Origin of the sequence: Klenkia taihuensis, from assembly GCF_900112525.1 — a bacterium.
GTDB classification, from domain to species: domain Bacteria; phylum Actinomycetota; class Actinomycetes; order Mycobacteriales; family Geodermatophilaceae; genus Klenkia; species Klenkia taihuensis.
Map to the genome: position 1 here is coordinate 625,149 of NZ_FOMD01000001.1, position 21,531 is coordinate 646,679.

A 21,531-nucleotide genomic window follows, 5' to 3' on the forward strand; every position below is an offset into this window, starting at 1 on the left:
GGTCACAGCAGCTCGAGGATGGTGGCGTTGGCCTGGCCGCCGCCCTCGCACATGGTCTGCAGGCCGTAGCGGATCCCGTTGTCGCGCATGTGGTGGACCATCGTGGTCATGATGCGGGCGCCCGAGGCGCCCAGCGGGTGACCCAGGGCGATGGCCCCGCCGACCGGGTTGAGCGCCTTCTCGTCGGCGCCGATGTCGGCCAGCCACGCCAGCGGCACCGAGGCGAAGGCCTCGTTGACCTCGAACACGCCGATCTCGTCCAGCCGCAGGCCGGAGCGGTCGAGCACCTTCTTGGTGGCCGGGATGGGCGCGGTGAGCATGATGACCGGGTCGTCGGCGGCCAGCGCCACGCTGTGCACCCGGGCGATCGGCGTCATGCCCAGCTCGGTGGCCTTCTCGCCGGTCATCATGAGCAGCGCGGCCGAGCCGTCGGAGATCTGGCTGGCGTTGCCGGCGCTGACCACGCCGTCGGCCTGGAACGGGGTCTTCAGCCCGGCCAGCGCCTCGACGGTGCCGCCGCGGCGGACGCCCTCGTCGGCGGTGACCCGCCCCTCCGGGGCGTCGACCGGGGCGATCTGGGCGTCGAAGCGGCCCTCGTCCTGGGCGGCTGCGGCGCGCTCGTGCGAGCGCAGCGCGAACTCGTCGAGCTGGGTGCGCGACAGGCCCCAGCGCTGGGCGATCATCTCCGCGCCGATGCCCTGGTTGGGGCTCACGCCGTCGTAGCGGGCCATGAACTGCGGGCCCATCGGGTCCTGGCTGCCGCGGGAGGAGCCCATCGGCACCCGCGACATCGACTCGATGCCGCCGGCGACGACGACGTCGTAGTGCCCGGCGACCAGGCCGGCGGCGGCGAAGTGCACCGCCTGCTGGGAGGAGCCGCACTGCCGGTCGACGGTGGTGCCGGGGACCGACTCGGGCCAGCCGGCGGCCAGCACCGCGGTGCGGGCGATGTCGAACGTCTGCTCGCCGCTCTGCGAGACGCAGCCCCAGACCACGTCGTCGACCAGCGCGGGGTCCAGGCCCGCGCGGCCCACCAGGCTCTGCAGCACGTGCGCGGACAGGTCGGCCGGGTGGACGCCGGACAGGCCGCCGTTGCGCTTCCCGACCGGGGTGCGCACGGCCTCGACGATGACTGCGTCGCGCATCCGGCGACTCCTCTCGTGGAGCGCCGGCCCCACTGCCGGCGCTGGAACGGTCAGCTCTGACTGTAGCGCTGTTCGCGGGCCTCCGGGGCGCTGGTGACCGCCTGGTCCCCGCGCGCCCCCTGCTCGGCCTCCCGCTGCACCCGCACGGGCTCCTCGATCGGCCGGAAGAAGCCCTTCACCGCCCGCCGGGCGCCGCCGACCTGGTTCATCCGCCGCGGCACCGGCGCGCCGCCGTAGGTGAGCTCCCCGTGGCCGTGCGCGTCGACCGGGCCCAGCGGCTGGTGCACCTCCAGGTACTCGCCGCCGGGCAGCCGGCGCAGCACGCCGGTCTCGATGCCGTGCTCGAGGACCTCGCGGTCGTGGTCCTGCAGGCCCAGGCAGACCCGGTAGGCCACGGCGTAGGCGATCGGCGGGACGACCACCAGGCCGATCCGGCCGGCCCAGGTCATCGCGTTGAGGCTGATGTCGAACTTGTCCGCGATCAGGTCGTTGCCGCCGGAGACCAGCAGCACCAGGTAGAAGGCGAGCGCCATCGCCCCGACCGACGTGCGCACCGGCACGTCGCGGGGGCGCTGCAGGAGGTGGTCGGAAGCCGTGTCGCCGGTCATCCGCCGCTCGATGACGGGGTAGAGCGCCAGCACGGCGAACACCAGCCCGGCCAGCCCGACGCTGGGCCAGAACAGCGCGGGCACCTGGTAGTCGCCGGGCAGGACCAGGTCCCACGAGGGGAACAGCCGGGTCGCGCCGTCCAGCCAGCCGATGTACCAGTCCGGCTGCGACCCGGCCGAGACCTTCGCCGGGTCGTAGGGGCCCCACAGCCAGACCGGGTTGATCTGCACCAGCCCGCCGAGCGCGGCGCAGAGCCCGAAGACCAGGAAGAACAGGGCGGTGGCCTTGCCGGCGAAGGCCGGGAACAGCCGGTTGCCCACCACGTCGTGCTCGGTCCGGCCCGGGCCCGGGAACTGGGTGTGCTTCTGCTTGACCAGGATCAGCAGGTGCAGTGCGATGAGGGCCAGCAGGATCGCGGGCACGAGCAGCACGTGGACGACGTAGAGCCGTCCCATGATCTGGTCGCCGGGGAAGTCGCCGTCGAAGACCGCCCAGTGCGCCCACGTCCCGATGACCGGGATGCTCAGGATGATCGCCGACGCGATCCGCAGGCCGGTGCCCGAGAGCAGGTCGTCGGGCAGCGAGTAGCCGGTGAACCCCATGACCAGGGCGAGCAGCAGCAGTGCCACCCCGATGTACCAGTTCGTCTCCCGCGGCCGCCGGAACGCGCCGGTGAAGAAGATCCGCAGCAGGTGGACCACGATCGCGGCCACGAACAGCAGGGCGGCCCAGTGGTGCAGCTGGCGGATGAACAACCCGCCCCGGACGTCGAAGCTGAGGTCCAGCGAGGACTCGTAGGCCCGGGACATCTCGACCCCGCGCAGCGGGGCGTAGATGCCCTGGTAGGTGGTCTCCATCAGCGACGGCTCGTAGAAGAACGTCAGGAACACCCCCGACAGCAGCAGGACGACGAACGCGTAGAGCGCGATCTCGCCCAGCAGGAACGACCAGTGGTCGGGGAAGACCTTGTTCAGGGTGCGGCGCAGCGGGCCGGCGACCAGCAGCCGGTCGTCGACCTCGGCGGCGGCGCGGCCGATCCGGGTACGCGGCGCGGAGCGGTCGGCGGCAGGGGTGTGGGCGGGCATCGGGGCTCCTGGCGGTGGAGGTCCACCGCGTGCGGGCCGGCTCACCATCGTCTCGACGTCGGCTGGGAGAACCGTACGACCCCGTTCCGCGATGTCGCCACACGAGCGGGTGCGGGTGCCCGGCCCGCAGGGCAGTGTTGACCCGTGCAACCGACGAGCTGGCGCACCGCCGCCCAGGCCACCCGGCACTGCCTGACCGGCTGCGCCGCGGGAGAGGTCGCGGGGATGGTGCTCGCCGCCGCCTTCGGCTGGGGCAACGGGACGACGATCGTGGTCAGCCTGCTGCTGGCCTTCCTGTTCGGCTACGCCCTCACCGTGCGCGGGGTGCTGCGCGCCGGGCTGCCGTTCGACCGGGCGGTGCGGGTGGCCTTCGCCTCCGACACCGTCTCCATCGCCACCATGGAGGTCGTGGACAACGGGTTCATCGCGCTCATCCCGGGCGCGCTGGCCGCCGGGCTGACCACGTCCCTCTTCTGGTGGACCCTCGCCCTGTCCCTGGGCATCGCGTTCCTGGTGGCCTGGCCGGTCAACCGGTGGCTGATCTCCCGCGGCAAGGGCCACGCGGTGGTGCACGCGATCCACCAGGGCTGAGCCGCCGCACCGATCGGTGGAGGCAGGTGCAGCCGGTCGGTGGATGCCGCCGGCGGGCCCGCCCCGCCAGGGTCGGGCCATGGCGTTGATCGAGGTGCGCGGACTGCGCAAGACCTACGGCCGCACGGTCGCGGTGGACTCGCTGGACCTGGACGTCGACGAGGGTCAGGTGGTCGGCGTCCTGGGCCCCAACGGGGCGGGCAAGACCACCACCGTCGAGTGCGTGGCCGGCCTGACCCGCCCCGACGCCGGCACCGTGACCCTGGCCGGGCACGTGCCCTGGCGGGACCGCGTCGCGGTGACCCGGCTGCTGGGCGTGCAGCTGCAGAGCTCGGGGCTGCCGGCCAAGCTCACCGCCCGCGAGGCGGTGCAGCTGGTGGCCGCCTGCCACGACGACCCGGACGACCCCGACGAGCTGGTCGACCGGCTCGGTCTGGGACCGGTCGCCGGCACCCGCTACGCGAAGCTGTCCGGCGGCCAGCAGCAACGGCTGGCCATCGCGACCGCGCTGGTCGGCCGGCCCCGCGCCGTGGTGCTCGACGAGCTGACCACCGGCCTGGACCCCGAGGCCCGCCGGCAGACCTGGGACCTGGTCCGCGACGTCCGGGACCGGGGGACGACGGTCGTGCTGGTCACCCACCTGATGGAGGAGGCACAGCAGCTGTGCGACCGGATCACGGTGGTGGCCGGTGGCCGGGTGGTCGCCGAGGGCACCCCGGACGAGGTCGTGGCCGGGCGGTCCGCCGCCACCACGATGACCTTCGTCCCCACCGCCGCGTTGCCGCCGGGTGCGCTGGACGGGCTGCCGGGCGTGGCCTCGGTGCGCCGCGCCGGCGACCGGGTCGAGGTGACCGGGTCCGACGACGGCGTGCGCGCGGTGCTGCGGGCGCTCACCGCGCACGGTGCCGAGCCGGCGGGCCTGCGGGTCGCGGCCAGCACCCTGGACGAGGCGTACCTGGAGCTCGTCCGGTCCGCCGCGGAGGCGACCGCGTGAGCGCCCCCGCCGTCCGCCGCGCCCGGCCGGGCCGCGCCGTGCTGACCGCGGAGACCCGGCTGTTCCTGCGCGAGCCGGGCTCGCTGTTCTGGGTGCTCGCGTTCCCCACCCTGCTGCTGGTCGTCCTCGGTCTGGTGCCGGGGATGACCGGGTCCACCGACGACCTCGGCGGGCGCAGCTTCGTCGAGCTGTACGTGCCGGTGTCCTGCCTGCTGGCCGCGATCATGGCCGGGGCGATGGCGCTGCCGACGGTGGTCGCCACCTACCGCGAGCAGCGGATCCTGCGCCGCACCGCGACCACCCCGGCGCGCGCCGGGCACGTGCTCGGCGCCCAGCTGGTGCTGCACGGCACGGCGGTCGCGGTGTCGGTGGTGCTCGTGCTGGCCTACGGCCGGCTGGTGCTCGGCGTCCCGCTGCCGGCCCAGCTCGCCGGCTGGGCACTGGCCTACCTGCTCGCGCTCGTCGCGGTGCTCGCCGTCGGCGGCCTGGTGGCCGGCACCGCGCCGTCGGTGCGGATCGCCGCGGCGCTGGGGACGGCGGTGTTCTTCCCGCTGATGTTCACCGCCGGGGTCTGGTTCCCGGTCAGCGGCATGGGCGGTGCGCTGCGCGACGTCGTGGCGGCCACCCCGCTCGGCGCGGCGGCGCTGGCGCTCGAGCAGGCCCAGGCCGGGGTGTGGCCGGACGCGGTGCACCTGCTGGTGGTGGCCGCCTGGGCGGTGGGGCTGACCGCCCTGGCGGTGCGATGCTTCCGGTGGCAGTGACGCGCAGGGAGGCCCGGTGACCGACCTCGGCAGCAGCATCGAGCTGCGCTGGCGTGCCCTGCTCCGCCGCGGGCCCTACCTGCTGCTGGCGCTGGCCACCGTGGTCTCGGCGGGCACCATGCCGCTGTTCGGCGCCGGACCGGTGGCCTGGACGCTGCTGCTGGCCGGCGCCGCGGTCATCGCGCTGGCCCACCGGTTCGCCGTCGACCGGCGGTGGGGGGCGACCAGCCCGGGGCCCGACCGCGTCAGCGCGGCCTACGTGACCGGCCGGACGGCGCTGGCCTTCGTGCTGACCTGGGTGAACCCGTTCTTCGCGCTGTTCGCCTTCGTCGGCTACTTCGACGCCTTCGAGCACGTGCGCCGCCCCTGGGTCACCCCGGTCGTGCTGGTCACCGCGGTCACCATGGCCGGCTCGCAGTCCGGCGGGCTGCCGCCGCAGACCCTCACCCAGGCGTTCGTCTTCGCCGGCCTGCTCGCCCTCAACGGCGGCCTGGCCGGGTTCTTCGTCCGCATGGAGCTCGACGAGAACCAGCTGACCGCGCAGCGGCTGGCCACCATCACCGAGCTGGAGCGCACCAACGCCCGGCTGGCCGAGGCGCTGGCGGAGAACGCCGACCTGCAGACCGAGCTGGTGCAGCGGGCCCGCGACGCCGGGGTGCACGAGGAGCGGGAGCGGCTGGCGCTGGAGATCCACGACACCATCGCGCAGAGCCTGGTCGGGGTGGTCACCCAGCTGCAGGCCGTCGGGCCCGACGACGCCCCGGCCGCCGTCCGGGAGCGGGTCGGCCGGGCCACCGAGCTGGCCCGCGGGGCGCTGGTCGAGGCGCGGCGGTCCGTGGCGGGCCTGCTGCCCGCCGAGCTGGACGGCGCGCAGGCGCCCGCGGCGATCGAGCGGCTGGCCGCGGAGTGGACCGCGCGCACCGGGTCGCCGCTGGAGGTCGTGGTGACCGGCGAGCCGCGGGCGGTGCCGGCCGAGGTCGAGGCCACCCTGCTGCGGGTGGCGGGGGAGGCGCTGGCCAACGTCGACCGGCACGCCCGGGCCCGGCGGGTGGGCCTGACGCTGTCCTTCATGCCCGACGAGGTGGTGCTCGACGTCCGCGACGACGGCGTGGGCTTCGCCGGCCCGGTCGCCGACGGCGCCCGGTTCGGGCTGCGCGGCATGCGGCAGCGGGCCGACCGGGTGGGCGGGGAGCTGGTGCTGGAGTCCGAGCCCGGCGCGGGCACGGCGGTCTCGCTGCGGGTACCGGTGCCCCGTGGCTGACGCGCCGGTGCGGGTGGTGCTCGCCGACGACCACCCCGTCGTGCGGGACGGGCTGCGCGGCATGCTCGCCGCCGTCCCGGGGGTCGAGGTGGTCGGGGAGGCCGCCGACGGGGTCGAGGCGCTGGCCGTGGTGCGGGCGACCCGGCCCGACGTGCTGCTGCTGGACCTGCGGATGCCCGGCGGCGACGGCCTGGACGCGATCGCCGCGCTGCGCGGGGACCCGGTGCGCGTGCTGGTGCTCTCGACCTTCGCCACCGGCCGGGACGTCGCCGCCGCGCTGGAGGCCGGCGCCACCGGCTACGTCCTCAAGGACACCCCGGCCGAGCAGCTGGTCGCGGCGCTGCGGGCCGCGGCGGCGGGGGAGTCGGTGCTCTCCCCGGCGGTGGCCACCCAGGTGGTGTCCCGGCTGCGCGGGGACGCCGACGGCGGGCTGACCGACCGGGAGCTGGCGGTGCTGCGGCTGGTGGCCCAGGGCACCCCGAACCGGGCGATCGCGGCGTCGCTGTTCGTCAGCGAGGCGACCGTGAAGACCCACCTCGGGCACGTGTTCGGCAAGCTCGGCGCCGCCGACCGCGCCGCGGCCGTGGCCACCGCCTACGAGCGCGGCATCCTGCCCTGACCCGCGACGGCGGCCAGGAGGTCGGCGCGGGCGGTGGTCAGGGAGGGGCCGTACCAGGTGAGCTGCCGGCCGCTGACCAGCGCGGTGGCCCGGCCGGGGAAGGCCTCGGGGCCGTCGTGGGCGGTGAAGACGTAGGGCTCGTCGGGGAGCAGCACCAGCTCGGCGTCGACCTCGGCGGGGTCGGCCACCGGGTAGCGCTCGGCGGTGACGGCGTTGGTGCAGCCCAGCCGGGCGAGCAGGTCGCCGGTGAAGGTGCGGGCGCCCACCCACATCCACGGGTCGCGCCAGATCGCCACGGCCACCCGCGGGCCGGGCTCGGGCGGCTCGGCCCAGGCCTGCTCGGCGTCGGCCAGCCAGTCCGGGGTGCTGACCTGCAGGACGTCGCCGAACAGCCGCCGCATCGAGGCGAAGGCGTCGTCCAGGGTCTCGATCCGGGTCACCCAGACCGGGATCCCGGCCTCCCGGAGTCGGCGCACGTCGAGCTCGCGGTTCTCCTCCTGGTTGGCCACCACCAGGTCCGGCGCCAGGTCCCCGATGGCGGCCCGGGAGGGGTTCTTCGTGCCCCGCACCCGGGGGACGTCGAGGCCGGCCGGGTGGGTGCACCAGTCGGTCGCCCCCACGAGCCGGTCCGGGACGCTGACCGCCAGCGCCTCGGTCAGCGACGGGACGAGGGAGACCACCCTGCGCGGCGGGCGCGGGAGGGGGACGGGGTGCCCCAGGTCGTCGAGTGGCACGTCAGCGGGCGTGCGGGTACTTGGGTCGCCCGCTGCGGTGCCAGTCGACGGGGTCACCCGAGGTCCCCGGCGTCGGCGCGGAGCTCGCGGAGGACGTCGACCAGGTCGCGCACCCGGTCGGGGGCCAGGCCGGGGCGGGTGAACACCTCGGCGTTCAGGGCGTCGGTCGCCTTGGCGGCCAGCCGCCGTCCCTCGTCGGTGATCGAGACGACCACCACCCGGCCGTCGGACGGCGACGGCCGGCGCGCCACCAGCTCGGCCGCCTCCAGCCGCTGCGCCGCGTTGGTGACCGACGCCGGGTGCACCTGCAGCAGTGCGCCGGCGCGGGTCATGGGCAGCGAGCCCTCCCGGGTGAAGGACAGCAGCTGCAGCAGCTCGTAGCGGGCGAAGGTCAGCCCGAGCGGGCGCAGCACGGCGTCCACCCGGGCCTGCACGATCGCCTGCGCCCGCATGATCGAGGTGACCGCGAGCATGCCGGGGGTGGCGTCGCCCCACCCGCGGGCGGTCCACTGCCTCCCGGCCTCCTCGATCGGGTCCACGTCAGACGTTGCGGCGGTACTGGCCGCCGACCTCGAAGAACGCGTCGCTGACCTGGCCCAGCGAGCACACCCGGACGGCGTTCATCAGCGCGGCGAAGACGTTGCCGCCGTGCATGGCGGCGTCCTGCAGCGCCGAGAGCGCGGCCGGGGCCTCGGCGGCGTGCCGGGCGTGGAAGTCGGCCAGCCGTGCCAGCTGGGACTGCTTCTCGTCCTCCGTGGCCCGGGCCAGCTCGACGGTCTGCGGCGCCTCCTCGGCGGCGTGCGGGTCGAGGAAGGTGTTGACGCCGACGATGGGCAGCGAGCCGTCGTGCTTGCGGTGCTCGTAGAGCATCGACTCGTCCTGGATCCGGCCGCGCTGGTAGCCGGTCTCCATGGCGCCCAGCACGCCGCCGCGCTCGGCGATCCGGTCGAACTCGGCGAGCACGGCCTCCTCGACCAGGTCGGTGAGCTCGTCGACGACGAAGGAGCCCTGCAGCGGGTTCTCGTTCATCGCCAGGCCCCACTCCTGGTCGATGATCATCTGGATCGCCAGGGCCCGGCGGACCGAGTGCGCCGAGGGGGTGGTGACGGCCTCGTCGTAGGCGTTGGTGTGCAGCGAGTTGGCGTTGTCGTAGATCGCGCACAGCGCCTGCAGGGAGGTGCGGATGTCGTTGAAGTCCATCTCCTGCGCGTGCAGCGACCGGCCCGAGGTCTGCACGTGGTACTTCAGCTGCTGGGCGCGGGGGTTGGCGCCGTAGCGCTCCTTCATCGCCACCGCCCAGATCCGGCGGGCGACCCGGCCGATGACGGTGTACTCGGCGTCCATGCCGTTGGAGAAGAAGAAGCTCAGGTTGGGCGCGAAGTCGTCGATGGACATGCCGCGCGCCAGGTAGGCCTCGACGTAGGTGAACCCGTTGGCGAGGGTGAAGGCGAGCTGGCTGATGGGGTTCGCCCCGGCCTCGGCGATGTGGTAGCCGGAGATCGAGACCGAGTAGAAGTTCCGCACCTTCTCGGCGATGAACCACTCCTGGATGTCGGCCATGCAGCGCAGCGCGAACTCGGTGGAGAAGATGCAGGTGTTCTGGCCCTGGTCCTCCTTGAGGATGTCGGCCTGCACCGTGCCGCGGACGTTGGCCAGCACCCACGCGCGGACCTCGGCCGGGTCCTCGTCGGGGTGGGTGGCCAGCCGCTGGTCGATCGCGGTGTTGAGGAACATGGCGAGGATCGCCGGCGCGGGGCCGTTGATGGTCATCGACACCGACGTGGTCGGCGAGCACAGGTCGAACCCGTCGTAGAGGGCCTTCATGTCCTCGAGCGTCGCGATGGAGACGCCGGAGGTGCCGACCTTGCCGTAGACGTCCGGGCGCGGGTCGGGGTCGCGGCCGTAGAGGGTGACCGAGTCGAACGCGGTGGACAGCCGGGTGGCCGGCTGGCCCTCGGACAGCAGCTGGAAGCGCCGGTTGGTGCGGAACGCGTCGCCCTCGCCGGCGAACATGCGGGCCGGGGCCTCGCCGTCGCGCTTGAACGGGAAGACGCCGGCGGTGTAGGGGAACCGGCCGGGCACGTTCTCCGAGCGCAGCCAGCCGACGAGCTGGCCGTGGTCGTCGGTGCGCGGCAGCGACACCCGCCGCACCTGGTTGCCCGACAGGGTCTCCCGGGTCAGCGGGACGGCGATCTCGCGGCCGCGGACGGTGTAGGTGTACTCGTCGCCGGAGTAGTCCTCCACCAGCTGGGGCCAGCCCTCGAGCAGGTGCACGGTGCCGGGCAGCAGGTCGATCCGCTCCGCACGGGCCCGGGCGGCGTCCGCCGCGTCGCCGTCGAGCAGCTGCGCCGCCGTCCCCAGGTGCTGGCGGTCGCGGGCGAGGGCGGCCTGCTCGGCCGTCGTCCGGTGGTAGCCGCGCACGGTGTCCGCGACGTCGGCCAGGTACCGGGCCCGCGACGACGGGACGACGCTGGTCAGCCCGGTGGAGGCCTGGACGTCGACGGTCGGCAGCACGCCCTGGGCCAGGTCGAGGCCCTTCGCCGCCAGCAGCTTCTTCAGCTCCTGGAACAGCGCGGTGACGCCGTCGTCGTTGAACCGGGCGGCCGAGGTGCCGAAGACCGGCATGGTCTCCCAGCTCTGCCCGAACGCCTCGCGGTTGCGCACCAGCTGGCGGGCGACGTCGCGGCGGGCGTCCTCCGCGCCGCGGCGCTCGTACTTGTTGACCGCGACGACGTCGGCGAAGTCGAGCATGTCGATCTTCTCCAGCTGCGACGCGGCGCCGAACTCCGGCGTCATCACGTACAGCGAGACGTCGGAGAACGGCAGGATCGCCGCGTCCCCCTGCCCGATGCCCGGGGTCTCGACGACGACGAGGTCGAAGCCCGCGGCCTTGGTCGCGGCGATGACGGCGTCGAGGTGCTCGGGCACCTGCGCGCCGGCGGTGCGGGTGGCCAGCGAGCGGAAGAACGTCGAGCCGCGGTCGCCGGTCTCCAGCGCGTTCATCCGGATCCGGTCGCCGAGCAGCGCGCCGCCCCCGCGGCGCCGCGACGGGTCGACCGCGAGGACGGCGACGCGCAGCTTGTCCTCCTGGTCCAGCCGCAGCCGGCGGAGCAGCTCGTCGGTGAGCGAGGACTTGCCCGACCCGCCGGTCCCGGTGATGCCCAGGACCGGGACGTGCCGCTGGGCGGCCTCGCGGGTGACCCGCTCGGCGAGCTCGGCGTCGGCGCCGGCCTCGAGCACCGTGATGGCGCGGGCCAGGGCGGCGGGGTCGCCGGTGAGCAGGCGCGTCAGGAGTGCGTCCGCGTCGGGCACCTGCGTCGTCAGGTCGACGTCGCAGGCCGCGATCAGCTCGTTGATCATGCCCGGGAGGCCGAGCCGCTGGCCGTCCTCGGGGGCGAAGATGCGCACGCCGCGGGACCGCAGCAGCGCGATCTCCTCGGGGACGATCACGCCGCCGCCCCCGCCGAACACCTGCACGTGGCCGGCGCCGTGCCGCTCCAGCTCCTCCTTGAGGTAGCTGAAGTACTCCACGTGCCCGCCCTGGTAGGAGCTCAGCGCGATGCCCTGCGCGTCCTCCTCCAGTGCGGCGCGGACGACGGTGGCCACGCTGCGGTCGTGGCCGAGGTGGACGACCTCCGCGCCCTGGCTCTGCAGCAGCCGCCGCATCACGTTGATCGCGGCGTCGTGCCCGTCGAACAGGCTCGCGGCGGTGACGAACCGGACGGGGTTCACGGGCACGTGCAGGTCGGCCACGGGTCCTCCAGGCAGGGCGATGTGTGGACGTCCAAGCAATCTACGCACGGATTGCTTGGACGTCCACGGATCAGGCGGTCGCGGCCACCTGGGCGACGAACGCCGCGGCGCGTTCCCGCAGCCCGGCCACCCGCTCGGCGACGGCGACCAGGTCGGCGGCGACGGTGGCCTCGTCGGGGTCGCGCCGCGGCGGGGTCCACCGGGCGTGCGCGGAGCAGTCGAAGCCCTCGCAGACCAGCGTGCCGATGGTGTTGCCGTTGCGGCCCGCCGCGCCGGCCCGGCGGGCGACGACCAGCACGGCCTCGGTGGTGCGGACGTCCTGGCACCAGGTGCACAGCGCGCCGTGCCGGCGCCGGCCGCGCTCGGCGGTCGGGGTGCGGAACCGGACGCCGGTCAGGGCGCCGTCCAGCTCGAGGACGACGTAGGCCAGCAGCGGGGCCTTCCGGTCGGTCCAGCCCAGGTAGTCCAGGTCTGCCCAGGGCCGGGTGGCCAGGTCGGGGAGGGCGGCCTGCGCGGCCTCCTTGCGGGAGGCGTTGACGAAGGACGCGCGGATCTGCTTCTCGGTGAGGGCGTGCACAGCTGTCTCCGGTGCGGGAGGAGGGGTGGGGGATGCGTCGTCCCGCCCCGGGCACGCTGCCGCGACCGGCCCCGCCCAGGGGTCGTCGGTCGTGCGGGTCAGCGGAGCCGGACGCGGGTCCGGCTCGGGGTCGACCAGGCCATCGCGGCCACCTGCCTCCCCGCGGGTCCCCCCGCACACGTGCCTTCCCCGGACCACCCCGACGCTACGCCCGGCCCGCGGTCCGGTGCACGCGGATTGCGCCGGGCGTGGCACGGTGGGGGCACACGTTCGAGCGAGGAGTGGCAGTGCAGCGGATCGCAGTCATCGGTGGCGGGCAGATGGGGGCCGGCATCGCCGAGGTCAGCGCCCGGGCGGGGTGCGACGTCGTCGTGGTGGAGGCCGACGAGGCCGGTGCCGAGCGGTTCCGCGCGCGGCTGGAGAAGTCGCTGCAGCGCGCGGCGAAGTCCGGTCGGCTGAGCACCGAGGACGCCGACGCCGCGTTCGCCCGGGTCGACGTCGCCACCTCGCTCGAGGGGGCCGCGCACGCCGAGCTGGTGATCGAGGCCGCGCCCGAGGTCGAGGCGCTGAAGCTGGACCTGTTCCGCAGGCTCGACCAGATCCTGCCGCCGGAGGCGGTCCTGGCGTCGAACACCTCGTCGATCCCGCTGGTGAAGATGGCCAGCGTCACCAAGCGGCCGGACAAGGTCGTCGGCGTCCACTTCTTCAACCCCGCGCCCGTGCTGCCGCTGGTGGAGGTCGTGGCCAGCCTGCTGACCAGCGACGAGACCCTGGCCGCGGTGACCGCCTTCGCCGAGGACCAGCTGGGCAAGACCACCATCCGGTCCAAGGACCGGGCCGGGTTCATCGTCAACGCGCTGCTCATCCCGTACCTGCTGAGCGCGATCCGGATGATGGAGAGCGGCTTCGCCTCCGCCGAGGACATCGACGCCGGCATGGTGCAGGGCTGCGCCCACCCGCAGGGCCCGCTGGCCCTGGCGGACCTGATCGGCCTGGACACCACCGCCGCGGTCGCGCAGTCGATGTACGAGGAGTTCAAGGAGCCCCTCTACGCCCCGCCGCCGCTGCTGCTGCGCATGGTCGACGCCGGCCTGCTGGGCCGCAAGACCGGCCGCGGGTTCTTCCCCTACGAGCGGTAGACCGCCGGCAGCCAGCCGCGCAGCGAGCTGACCAGCGCGATCTCGGCGCCGGGCAGGTCCGCGGGGGTGATCCGGCCCTCGACGAGGGTGCCGTCGGCGACCAGCCGGGCCCGCTCGACGCCGGGCAGGCAGCCGCTGCCCAGCGGTGGGGTGACCCATGCACCGCCCAGCCGGACGGCGACGGTGGCGCGGCAGCTCTCGGTGACCTCGCCGGCGGTGTTGACCAGCAGGACGTCGTCGGCGCCGGGGTGGCGGGCCAGCCGGGTGTCGTAGGGCGCCCGCAGGGTGGTCTTGTGGTGCGGCCACGGTGCCTGCTCGTCGACGGGCTCGTCGTCCAGGGCGAGGCGCACCGGGCCGGGTAACGGCGCCGGCGGGGGGAAGGTCTCGACGGTGGGCGTGCCGTCGCGGGCGACGGTCAGCCGGACCCGCAGGTCGCCGTCCAGGCCGGCCAGGGCCCGCTCGACCTCGTCGACGTCGACGGTGAACCCGAAGTACGCGGCGGAGTCCAGCAGCCGGGCGCGGTGGCCGGGCCAGTTCCGCAGCCCGTCGGCGGTGTGCCGCATCGTCTCCAGCAGTGCGAACCCCGGCGGCCCGGCGGTGAGCACCCGGGTCTTGGCCAGCAGCTCGGCGTGCTCGGCGGCGGGGTCGGAGGCCCAGGTGATGCCGCCACCGGCGCCGTAGGCCGCCGTGCCGGCCTCCCGGTCGACGACGAGGGTGCGGATGGCGACGGAGAAGCGGGCCTCCCCGGGGCCGACGAACCCCACCGCGCCGCAGTAGACCCCCCGCGGTGAGGTCTCCAGCTCGCGGATGACCGCCATGGACGACGCCTTGGGTGCGCCGGTGACCGACCCGCACGGGAACAGCGCGGTGAGCAGGTCGACCAGCCCGGTGCCCGGCCGCAGGGTGGCCCCGACGTCGCTGGTCAGCTGGTGCACCGTCGGGTAGCGCTCGGCGGCCAGCAACCGGGTGACCTCGACGCTGCCGGTGACCGCGACGCGGGCCAGGTCGTTGCGCACCAGGTCGACGATCATCACGTTCTCGGCGCGGTCCTTGGTGCTGGCCAGCAGCGCGGTGCGGGCGGCGTCGTCCTCGGCGGTGGTGCGTCCGCGGGCCGCGGTCCCCTTCATCGGCCGCACGAGCACGGAGTCGCCGGTGCGGTGCAGGAACAGCTCGGGGCTGGCGCTCGCGACCACGGTGCGGCCGGTGTCCAGGTAGCCGTTCCAGGCCCCGCGCTGGGCGAGCGCGAGGCAGCCGTAGGCGGCGAGCGGGTCGACCGGGGCCGGTCCGCGCAGCCGGGTGGTCAGGTTGACCTGGTAGGTGTCCCCGGCGGCGATCCGCTCCCGGACGGCGGCCACCGCGGCGGTGTGCTGCTCCGGCGTCCAGTCGGGGACCCACGGGCCGGGCGGGGGAGCGCCGGTGGCGACGACCGGGACGGGCCGGGGTGGGTGGTCGGTGATGCCGAACCAGACCAGGTCGCCGTCCGGTTCGTGCGTGGTGAGCACCGGGTCCAGGCCCGGGGCGGCCTCGTAGGCGAGGAACCCGGCGGCCCAGCGGCCGGCGGCGGTGTGCGCCTCGACCTCGCGCAGCGCGCCGGGCACCTCCGCGGGGGTGCCGGCGGTGACGACGGCGACCGGTGGGTCGAAGGCCAGGGCGGTGCCGGCGACGAGGTCGTCGAACCGCGCCCAGGTGCCCTGCTCCACCTCGCCATCGTCGCCGACGGGGGCCTAGAGCTGGGGGCGGGGGCGGCGCAGCGGCCAGCGGAAGGGCGGGGTGCCCGGGCGTGCCGGCACCGGCGGGACGGGGCGACGGGGTGTGGTCATGCCCCACGGTCTCACACTTGTTTGTTCGCATGCAAGTAAAACCGGTGCGACACTGCGCGGGTGGTCGAGCAGGTGCGCCGGACGCAGCAGCAGCGCCGCGCGGAGACCGAACGCCGGGTGCTCGACGCGGCGGTCGCGCTGATCGCCGAACGCGGGTCGCGGGCGGTCACCCTCGCCGAGGTGGGGGAGGCCGCCGGCTACAGCCGCGGGATCGTGCACGCGCACTTCGGCAGCCGGGAGCAGCTGCTGGCCGCGGTGGTGCGCGACGCGCAGCGCTTCGACGTCCCCGAGGTCGCCGGCTCCGGGCTGGACCGGCTGACCGCGCTGGTCCGGGCGTACCTGCAGAACGTGGCGCTGCGGCGGCCGGCGATCGGGGCGTTCCTGCTCATGTGGGCCGAGTCGCGGGCGTCGGACCCCGTGCTCGGCCCGCTGTTCGCCGAGCGCGACCGGGCCTTCCGCGCCGACCTGGCCGCGGTGGTGCGGGCCGGTGTGGCGGACGGGTCCGTCCGCGCCGACGCCGACCCCGAGGCCGTCGCCGTCCTGCTGCTGGGGGCGCTGCGCGGGATCGGCATGCAGCAGGCGGGGTCGGCCGCCGCGGTCGCGGGGGACGGGCTCGTCGAGCAGACGGTCGCGGTGCTGCTGAACGGCCTGGGCTCGGGGGCCGGACCGGCGTAACGTCCTCCGACCGTGTCCCATGCCGTCCTCGCCGCCGAACGTGCACACCTCGACCTCGCCGCCGCCTGCCTGACCGACATGCGCGCGGCCACCGTGGCCACCGCCGACGCCGGTGGCGACGCCTGGGCCTCCGAGCGCCTGGGCGCGGCCCGCGCCGAGCGCCTGCGCAGCCTGGCCGCCGACCCCGGCGCCCCGCCGTTCTTCGGCCGCACCGACACCCCCGCCGAGACCTTCCACATCGGCCGCCGGCACGTGCGCGACGCCGCCGGCGACCCGGTGGTCATCGACTGGCGGGCGCCGATGAGCCGGCCGTTCTACCAGGCCAGCCCCACCGACCCCCAGGGCCTGACCCGCCGCCGCCGGTTCGGGTTCGCCGACGGGGCGCTCACCTCCTACGAGGACGAGTCGCTGTCGGCCGACGACCGGCCGTCGGCGCTGCTGCGGGAGGAGATCGAGCGCCCGCGCTCCGGCCCGATGCGCGACATCGTGGCCACCATCCAGCCCGACCAGGACGACATCGTGCGCGCGCCGCTGGCCGAGTCGATCTGCGTGCAGGGTGCGCCCGGCACCGGCAAGACCGCCGTCGGGCTGCACCGCGCGGCCTACCTGCTCTACACCCACGGCGAGCAGCTCTCCCGCACCGGCGTGCTGGTGGTCGGGCCCAACCGGGCGTTCCTGCGCTACATCGAGCAGGTGCTGCCGGCCCTCGGCGAGGTGGAGGTCGACCAGGCCACCGTCGCCGACCTGACCGGCCGGGTGCCGGTGCGCGCCGAGGACCCCGACGACGTCGCCGTGCTCAAGGGCGACGCCCGGCTGGCCGAGGTGCTGCACCGCGCGCTGTGGCGCCGGGTGGCCAAGCCGCGCGACTCGGTGCAGGTGCCGCTCAGCGCCCGGAGGTACCGGATCCCGGAGGAGCGGCTCAAGCGCTACGTCGACGACCTGCGCCGGGCCGGCATCTCCTACGGCGCCGGCCGGGAGCGGCTGGCCCTGTCGCTGGCCGAGGACGCCCGCCGGCAGAAGGAGGAGGTCGGCGGCAGCCCCACGGACGCCGAGACGCGGCGGTGCGCCCGCTCGGCCGAGGTCCGCGCGTTCTGCGACGAGCACTGGCCGGCCGTGGACGCCGCGGCGCTGGTCGCCGAGGTGCTCGCCGACCCGTCGGTGGGCCGAGGCGTGCTCACCGACGCCGAGCAGGACCTGCTGCGCCGGGCCCCGGCCCGCTCGGTCCGGGCCACCCGCTGGACGGCGGCCGACGCGGTGCTGGTCGACGAGGTGGCCGGGATGCTCGAGCGCACGCCGGGCTACGGGCACGTGGTGGTGGACGAGGCACAGGACCTCTCGCCGATGCAGTGCCGGGCCGTCGCCCGCCGGCTGGCCTCGGGGTCCCTGACCGTGCTCGGCGACCTGGCGCAGGCCACCAGCCCGTGGTCGGTCGCCGACTGGTCGGCGACGCTGGCCGCGCTGGGCCGGCCGGGCACCTCGGTCCGCCCGCTGACCACCGGCTACCGGGTGCCGGCCGAGGTGCTGGAGTTCGCCAACCGGCTGCTGCCGGTGCTGGTGCCCGGGCTCGCGCCGGCCACCGCCGTCCGGTCCGAGCCGGGGTCGCTGCAGGTCAGGCCGGTGCCAGCGCTCGCCCCGGTGCTCGCCGAGGTGGTGCGGTCGGCCGGTGCCGGGTCGGTGGGGATCGTCTGCGCGGACGCCTCCGTGGCGGAGCTGGTGGCAGCGCTGGACGCCGAGGGGGTCGAGGCCGCTGCGCTGGCCGACGACGGCAGCGAACCGGCGCCGGTCGCCGTCGTCCCGGCGACCCTGGTCAAGGGCCTGGAGTTCGACCGCGTGGTCGTCGTCGAGCCCGCGGCGATCGTTGCGGCCGAGCCGCGCGGGCTGCACCGGCTGTACGTGGCGCTGACCCGGGCGGTGAGCAGCCTGGTCGTGCTGCACCGCGGCGAGCTGCCGGACCTGCTGGCCGGGTGATGCCTCACTAGGGTCACGATCATGGCCAAGAAGACGGTGTCGATGCGCGAGGTCCTGCGAGCTCCGTCCGGGCCGGTGTCGTTGGCCGACCTCGACCCGCGCGACACCCCGTCGGCCCCCGGCGACAAGGACGCCACCAAGGCGCAGCTGGCCACCGACGGCGCCGAGCTCGCCGTCCTGCAGGAGAAGCTCTACGCCGAGGGCGCGACCGGCGGCACCCGGCGGGTGCTGCTGGTGCTCCAGGGCATGGACACCAGCGGCAAGGGCGGCGTCATCGAGCACGTCGCCGGCGCGGTGAACCCGCAGGGCCTGGCCATCACCAGCTTCAAGAAGCCGACGCCGGAGGAGCTCCGGCACGGTTTCCTGTGGCGGGTCCGCCGGGCCGTCCCCGCGCCCGGGCTGATCGGCGTCTTCGACCGCTCGCAGTACGAGGACGTGCTCGTCGGCCGGGTCCGCGAGCTCGCCACGCCCGCGGTCATCGAGCGGCGGTACAAGGAGATCGTCCGGTTCGAGGACCAGCTCGCCGAGGCCGGCGTGACGATCCTGAAGTGCATGCTGCACGTCTCGAAGTGGGAGCAGAAGCAGCGGCTGCTGGCCCGCCTGGACGACTCGACCAAGCGGTGGAAGTTCAACCCCGGCGACATCGACGAGCGCGCGCTGTGGGACGAGTACCAGCGCGCTTACGAGATCGCGATCGAGCGGACCTCGACGCAGACCAACCCCTGGTACGTCGTGCCCTCGGACCGCAAGTGGTACCGCAACTGGGCCATCGGGCGGCTGCTGCTGGAGACCGTGCAGGACCTCGACCCGCGCTTCCCGCCGGCCGACTACGACGTCGCCGCCCAGCGCGACCGCCTGATCGACGAGGCCGACTGACCCGTTCCGCTGTTGATCATGCAGAACCGCAACGGTGATGCGCCGTCCATCGGCGTGACGGCGGTGCCGTTCTGCATGATCGACGTCCGGCTCGTGCCGCGCGGTGGCCGGCTGGTGCCACCTCGCGTCTGACCTGGAGATTCGCCTCGCCGGGGGCTCCGTGCTGCGGTAGACTTCGAACACCTGATCGAACAGGTGGGAGGAGGTGTCCACGGTGGGACTCGACGACGCCGCTGCCCCGAAGTGGACGCCGGAACCTCTCGCTCCCGGGGCTCTGGGTGCCGACCGGCCGGCGGCGCCCTCGCCGATGGCAGCGGCTGCGCGGCAGCCAGACCCGCCGCCCGCGGAGGTGTGCGCGGCGATCGAGGCGGTGCTGGCCGTCGCGGCGATGGACCTGAACAGCGGGACGTCGACGGCGCAGCTGCTGGACCGGGCCCGGGGCCTGGCGCGGTTGCGGAACCTGGTGGCCGCCGAGCTGGCGCGCACAGTCGTGTACGCGGATTCGGTGGATGCGGCCCACGCCGACGGGTTGACCGGGATGAAGCCCTGGCTGCGCGGGCACACCGCAGCCACCGGACCCGAGGCGGCCGCTGTTCTGGACGCCGGGCGACTGACGCGACGGATGCCTGAGGTCGGCGCCGGCGCCGCCGCGGGTGGGATCAGCGCCGGGCAGGTGGCGGTGATCGGGCGGATCCTGACCGAGGACGTCTGGGCCACTGGTGATGCCGTCGGTGCCGACCTGCCCGCGTTGGATGCGCTGGTCGCGCACACCGCAGTGCACGCACCCCGCACCCTGGCCGATGTCTGCCGGCGGATCGCCGACGCCATCGACCCAGATGGACCTGCCCCGACCGACCCCACCGAGGGCCGTGGGCTGCGCATCTCCAGGCGCGCAGACGGGTCCCGGGCCATCCGCGGGCAGCTGGACGCCGCCGGTGGCGAGCAGGTGGAGGCCGCACTGGAGGCCATCGCCGCGGCCGGCCGCTGCGAGGGCGACCTGCGGTCCCGCGACCAGCGGGCCGCCGATGCGCTGGTGCAGTTGGCGGCGTTGCACCTGGTCGCCGGTGACCTGCCGATGCTGCGCAAGACCAAGCCCCAGGTCACGGCGCTCATCCAGCTGGAGGACCTCGCCGACCCCGACACCCGGCCCGCCGCCACCCGGCTCGGGTCCGGTGCAACGGCGTCGAACATGGTGGCCCGGCAGGCGGCCTGCGACGGCGATGTCGCCCGCATCCTCCTCGGCACCGACGGCCTGCCCCTGGACGTCGGCCGCGCCCACCGGCTCGTCCCGGCGCACATCCGCCGGGCTGCCGAGGTGCGGGACGGCGGGTGCGTGTTCGCCGGCTGCCACGCCCCCGCGTGGTGGTGCGACGCCCACCACCTCATCCATTGGATCGACGGCGGCGAGACGTCGCTGGCCAACACCGCGCTGCTGTGCGAACGCCACCACACCCAGGTCCACCACGGCTACCGCCTGGAGTGGGACCCCGACGACGGGTGCTGGCGCACGTTCCGCCCCGACGGCCGGGAGGTCATCACCGGGGTCCTCACCGACACCGCCGGCCGGCCGATCGACCACGAACGGCAACCCGACCCACCCTTGTTCGACCGCGGCTGACGGCCCTGGGCGAGGCGCCACCCTGCCTCAGTGCTGCGCGGCCGCGGCCGGCCACAGCCGGGGGACCGGTACCGACCGCACCTCCCGGCTGAGCGTGACCACCATCGCCGTCCCCAGCAGCGCGACCAGGAGGACGACGGTCGCAGCGCGGCCGCCGAGGTGCGCCAGGGCCAGGCCGCCCAGCAGCGGGGCCAGTGGCATGACCGCCATCGACAGGAATGTCGAGCTCGCGTCGACCCGGCCCTGCAGCGACGCCGGGGTGACCGCGATGCGGTAGGCGGCGATGCCGGCGTTGCTGGCCGGGAGCAGCAGGAGCACCGTGAACAGGGCCGCCGCCGCCACGGCCGGGTGTGCCCAGAACGCGAGCGGGACCAGGGGGAGGCCCGCCGTCCAGGCCAGGGCCACCGTCAGCCGTCCGGTGGCCACCCGGGCGATCAGCCACGGGGCTGCGACGGCACCGAGGACGCCGCCCACCCCGGCGGCCGCGTTGACCAGGCCGATCTCCGCCGGGTGCGCGCCCTCGTCCACCAGCCGCAGCACCACGACGAACAGCAGTGCGTTCAGCACCAGGTTGACCAGCGCCGACCAGCTCAGCAGCACCCGGAAGAACGGCCGGGCCAGCACGAACCGCAGTCCCTCACCCAGCTCGGCGACCATCCGTGGCCGGGGACCGGGATGCGCAGGTGCCGACAGGTCGGTGCGGATCCGGCTGAGGGTCAGGCACGACACGGCGAACGTCAGGGCGTTCACGGCAAAGGGCAGCCACCGGGTCACCGCGAACAGCACGCCGCCCAGCGGGCCGCCGAGCAACCCGGCGAGGTGCTCCCGGGCCTCGTTCTGGCTCAGCGCCGTCGGCAGGTCCTCGGTGCTGACGACGGAGCGGATCGCCGAGACCTGCGCCGGCCCGAACACCCCCGAGGCCACCCCCACGACCAGCGCCACGGCGGCCAGGTGCACAGGCGTCAGGTGCCCTGCCGCACCCGCCACGGCCAGCGACGCGTAGCTCACCGCACCCGTCGCGGACGCCCCCAGCATCAGCCGGCGGCGGTGCAGCCGGTCGGCCAGCACGCCTGCCGGCAGCAGTGCGGCGACGGTCCCGACCAGGTAGGCGGCCTCCACGGTGGCGGCGAGCACCGCCGACCCGGTGAGCGAGTAGGTCAGCAGCGGGAAGACGAACAGGCTCATCCGGCTGCCCAGGGTGCTGATCGTCTCGCCGACCCACAGCACGGTGAAGTCGCGGTTGCGGGCGAGCGAGCGGTAGCCGGGCATGTTCCGCACGGTAGCTTGCGCAACAAAACGTGCGCAA

The 21,531-nt window shown here is 74.8% G+C and carries 18 protein-coding genes; 10 read left to right on the plus strand and 8 right to left on the minus strand.

All coding sequences use genetic code 11. The annotated features are described in order from the left end of the window. Positions 1 to 2 precede the first annotated feature (2 nt). Together BM158_RS03095 and qcrB are read right to left on the minus strand one after the other, a co-directional pair. Positions 3 to 1,145, minus strand: a complete 1,143-nt coding sequence (locus tag BM158_RS03095) for a thiolase family protein (RefSeq protein WP_091554608.1) — start codon at positions 1,143 to 1,145, stop codon at positions 3 to 5. A 50-nt stretch (positions 1,146 to 1,195) separates the two neighbouring features. Continuing rightward, positions 1,196 to 2,839: a cytochrome bc1 complex cytochrome b subunit gene (gene qcrB / locus BM158_RS03100; protein ID WP_091554609.1), complete on the minus strand. Its 1,644-nt coding sequence runs from the start codon at positions 2,837 to 2,839 to the stop codon at positions 1,196 to 1,198. Between the two features lie 144 nt (positions 2,840 to 2,983). Between qcrB and BM158_RS03105 the strand changes: the two genes are divergently transcribed. The 5 genes from BM158_RS03105 to BM158_RS03125 all read left to right on the plus strand — a co-directional run bounded on the left by BM158_RS03105 (position 2,984) and on the right by BM158_RS03125 (position 7,065). Next, positions 2,984 to 3,430, plus strand: coding sequence for a DUF4396 domain-containing protein (locus tag BM158_RS03105; RefSeq protein WP_091554611.1), 447 nt, complete (start codon positions 2,984 to 2,986; stop codon positions 3,428 to 3,430). Positions 3,431 to 3,509: 79 nt separating this feature from the next. After that, entirely contained in the window at positions 3,510 to 4,424 is a 915-nt protein-coding gene (locus BM158_RS03110; RefSeq protein WP_091554612.1) for an ABC transporter ATP-binding protein, read from the plus strand. After that, a complete protein-coding gene (locus BM158_RS03115) occupies positions 4,421 to 5,185 on the plus strand; it encodes an ABC transporter permease (protein WP_091554614.1) in 765 nt (254 codons plus the stop codon). The genes BM158_RS03110 and BM158_RS03115 overlap by 4 nt, the downstream gene beginning before the upstream one ends. 16 nt (positions 5,186 to 5,201) lie before the next feature. Further along, a complete protein-coding gene (locus tag BM158_RS03120) occupies positions 5,202 to 6,446 on the plus strand; it encodes a sensor histidine kinase (protein ID WP_207506127.1) in 1,245 nt (414 codons plus the stop codon). After that, complete coding sequence (locus BM158_RS03125; protein ID WP_268247902.1) at positions 6,439 to 7,065, plus strand: response regulator; 627 nt, start codon at positions 6,439 to 6,441, stop codon at positions 7,063 to 7,065. Before BM158_RS03120 ends, BM158_RS03125 begins: the two co-directional genes overlap by 8 nt. Here BM158_RS03125 and BM158_RS03130 read toward each other — a convergent pair. The 4 genes from BM158_RS03130 to BM158_RS03145 all read right to left on the minus strand — a co-directional run bounded on the left by BM158_RS03130 (position 7,041) and on the right by BM158_RS03145 (position 12,129). After that, the gene (locus tag BM158_RS03130) at positions 7,041 to 7,799 is read right to left on the minus strand and encodes a helical backbone metal receptor (RefSeq protein WP_091554616.1); all 759 of its coding nucleotides are present in this window, start codon (positions 7,797 to 7,799) and stop codon (positions 7,041 to 7,043) included. The genes BM158_RS03125 and BM158_RS03130 overlap by 25 nt on opposite strands. A gap of 53 nt (positions 7,800 to 7,852) precedes the next feature. After that, the gene (locus BM158_RS03135) at positions 7,853 to 8,338 is read right to left on the minus strand and encodes a MarR family winged helix-turn-helix transcriptional regulator (RefSeq protein ID WP_229827485.1); all 486 of its coding nucleotides are present in this window, start codon (positions 8,336 to 8,338) and stop codon (positions 7,853 to 7,855) included. Position 8,339: 1 nt separating this feature from the next. Continuing rightward, positions 8,340 to 11,552, minus strand: coding sequence for a fused isobutyryl-CoA mutase/GTPase IcmF (icmF, locus tag BM158_RS03140; protein WP_091554618.1), 3,213 nt, complete (start codon positions 11,550 to 11,552; stop codon positions 8,340 to 8,342). A gap of 70 nt (positions 11,553 to 11,622) precedes the next feature. After that, positions 11,623 to 12,129, minus strand: a complete 507-nt coding sequence (locus BM158_RS03145; RefSeq protein WP_091554620.1) for an FBP domain-containing protein — start codon at positions 12,127 to 12,129, stop codon at positions 11,623 to 11,625. A gap of 287 nt (positions 12,130 to 12,416) precedes the next feature. On the opposite strand from BM158_RS03145, the gene BM158_RS03150 reads away from it, so the two are divergent. Beyond that, positions 12,417 to 13,268, plus strand: a complete 852-nt coding sequence (locus tag BM158_RS03150) for a 3-hydroxybutyryl-CoA dehydrogenase (protein ID WP_229827484.1) — start codon at positions 12,417 to 12,419, stop codon at positions 13,266 to 13,268. On the opposite strand, the gene BM158_RS03155 is transcribed toward BM158_RS03150, so the two are convergent. Then, complete coding sequence (locus BM158_RS03155) at positions 13,256 to 14,968, minus strand: chorismate-binding protein (protein WP_091554623.1); 1,713 nt, start codon at positions 14,966 to 14,968, stop codon at positions 13,256 to 13,258. The two genes, BM158_RS03150 and BM158_RS03155, sit on opposite strands and share 13 nt — an antisense overlap. A 180-nt stretch (positions 14,969 to 15,148) precedes the next feature. Here BM158_RS03155 and BM158_RS03160 point away from each other — a divergent pair, with 180 nt between their 5' ends. From BM158_RS03160 to BM158_RS03175, 4 genes are all read left to right on the plus strand, one after another. After that, positions 15,149 to 15,763 carry a TetR/AcrR family transcriptional regulator gene (locus BM158_RS03160; protein WP_091554625.1) on the plus strand — a complete coding sequence of 205 codons (615 nt, stop codon included), beginning with the start codon at positions 15,149 to 15,151 and terminating at the stop codon, positions 15,761 to 15,763. 12 nt (positions 15,764 to 15,775) lie between these two features. Further along, on the plus strand, positions 15,776 to 17,731 hold the full coding sequence (locus tag BM158_RS03165; RefSeq protein WP_229827483.1) for a HelD family protein: 1,956 nt from the start codon (positions 15,776 to 15,778) through the stop codon (positions 17,729 to 17,731). Positions 17,732 to 17,752: 21 nt separating this feature from the next. Further along, positions 17,753 to 18,607 (plus strand): PPK2 family polyphosphate kinase, encoded by an 855-nt coding sequence (locus BM158_RS03170; protein ID WP_091554627.1) that lies wholly within the window; start codon positions 17,753 to 17,755, stop codon positions 18,605 to 18,607. A gap of 349 nt (positions 18,608 to 18,956) precedes the next feature. After that, the gene (locus BM158_RS03175) at positions 18,957 to 20,225 is read left to right on the plus strand and encodes an HNH endonuclease signature motif containing protein (protein ID WP_229827482.1); all 1,269 of its coding nucleotides are present in this window, start codon (positions 18,957 to 18,959) and stop codon (positions 20,223 to 20,225) included. A gap of 27 nt (positions 20,226 to 20,252) precedes the next feature. On the opposite strand, the gene BM158_RS03180 is transcribed toward BM158_RS03175, so the two are convergent. Continuing rightward, positions 20,253 to 21,494 carry an MFS transporter gene (locus BM158_RS03180; protein ID WP_091554629.1) on the minus strand — a complete coding sequence of 414 codons (1,242 nt, stop codon included), beginning with the start codon at positions 21,492 to 21,494 and terminating at the stop codon, positions 20,253 to 20,255. Positions 21,495 to 21,531: the final 37 nt, after the last annotated feature.

What these genes read in the sequence shown, in the direction of transcription:
- BM158_RS03110 (WP_091554612.1), top strand. Translation starts at nt 3,510, where the DNA reads ATGGCGTTGATCGAGGTGCGCGGACTGCGCAAGACCTACGGCCGCACG.
- BM158_RS03170 (WP_091554627.1), top strand. Translation starts at nt 17,753, where the DNA reads ATGGCCAAGAAGACGGTGTCGATGCGCGAGGTCCTGCGAGCTCCGTCC.
- qcrB (WP_091554609.1), bottom strand. Translation starts at nt 2,839, where the DNA reads ATGCCCGCCCACACCCCTGCCGCCGACCGCTCCGCGCCGCGTACCCGG.
- BM158_RS03095 (WP_091554608.1), bottom strand. Translation starts at nt 1,145, where the DNA reads ATGCGCGACGCAGTCATCGTCGAGGCCGTGCGCACCCCGGTCGGGAAG.
- BM158_RS03180 (WP_091554629.1), bottom strand. Translation starts at nt 21,494, where the DNA reads ATGCCCGGCTACCGCTCGCTCGCCCGCAACCGCGACTTCACCGTGCTG.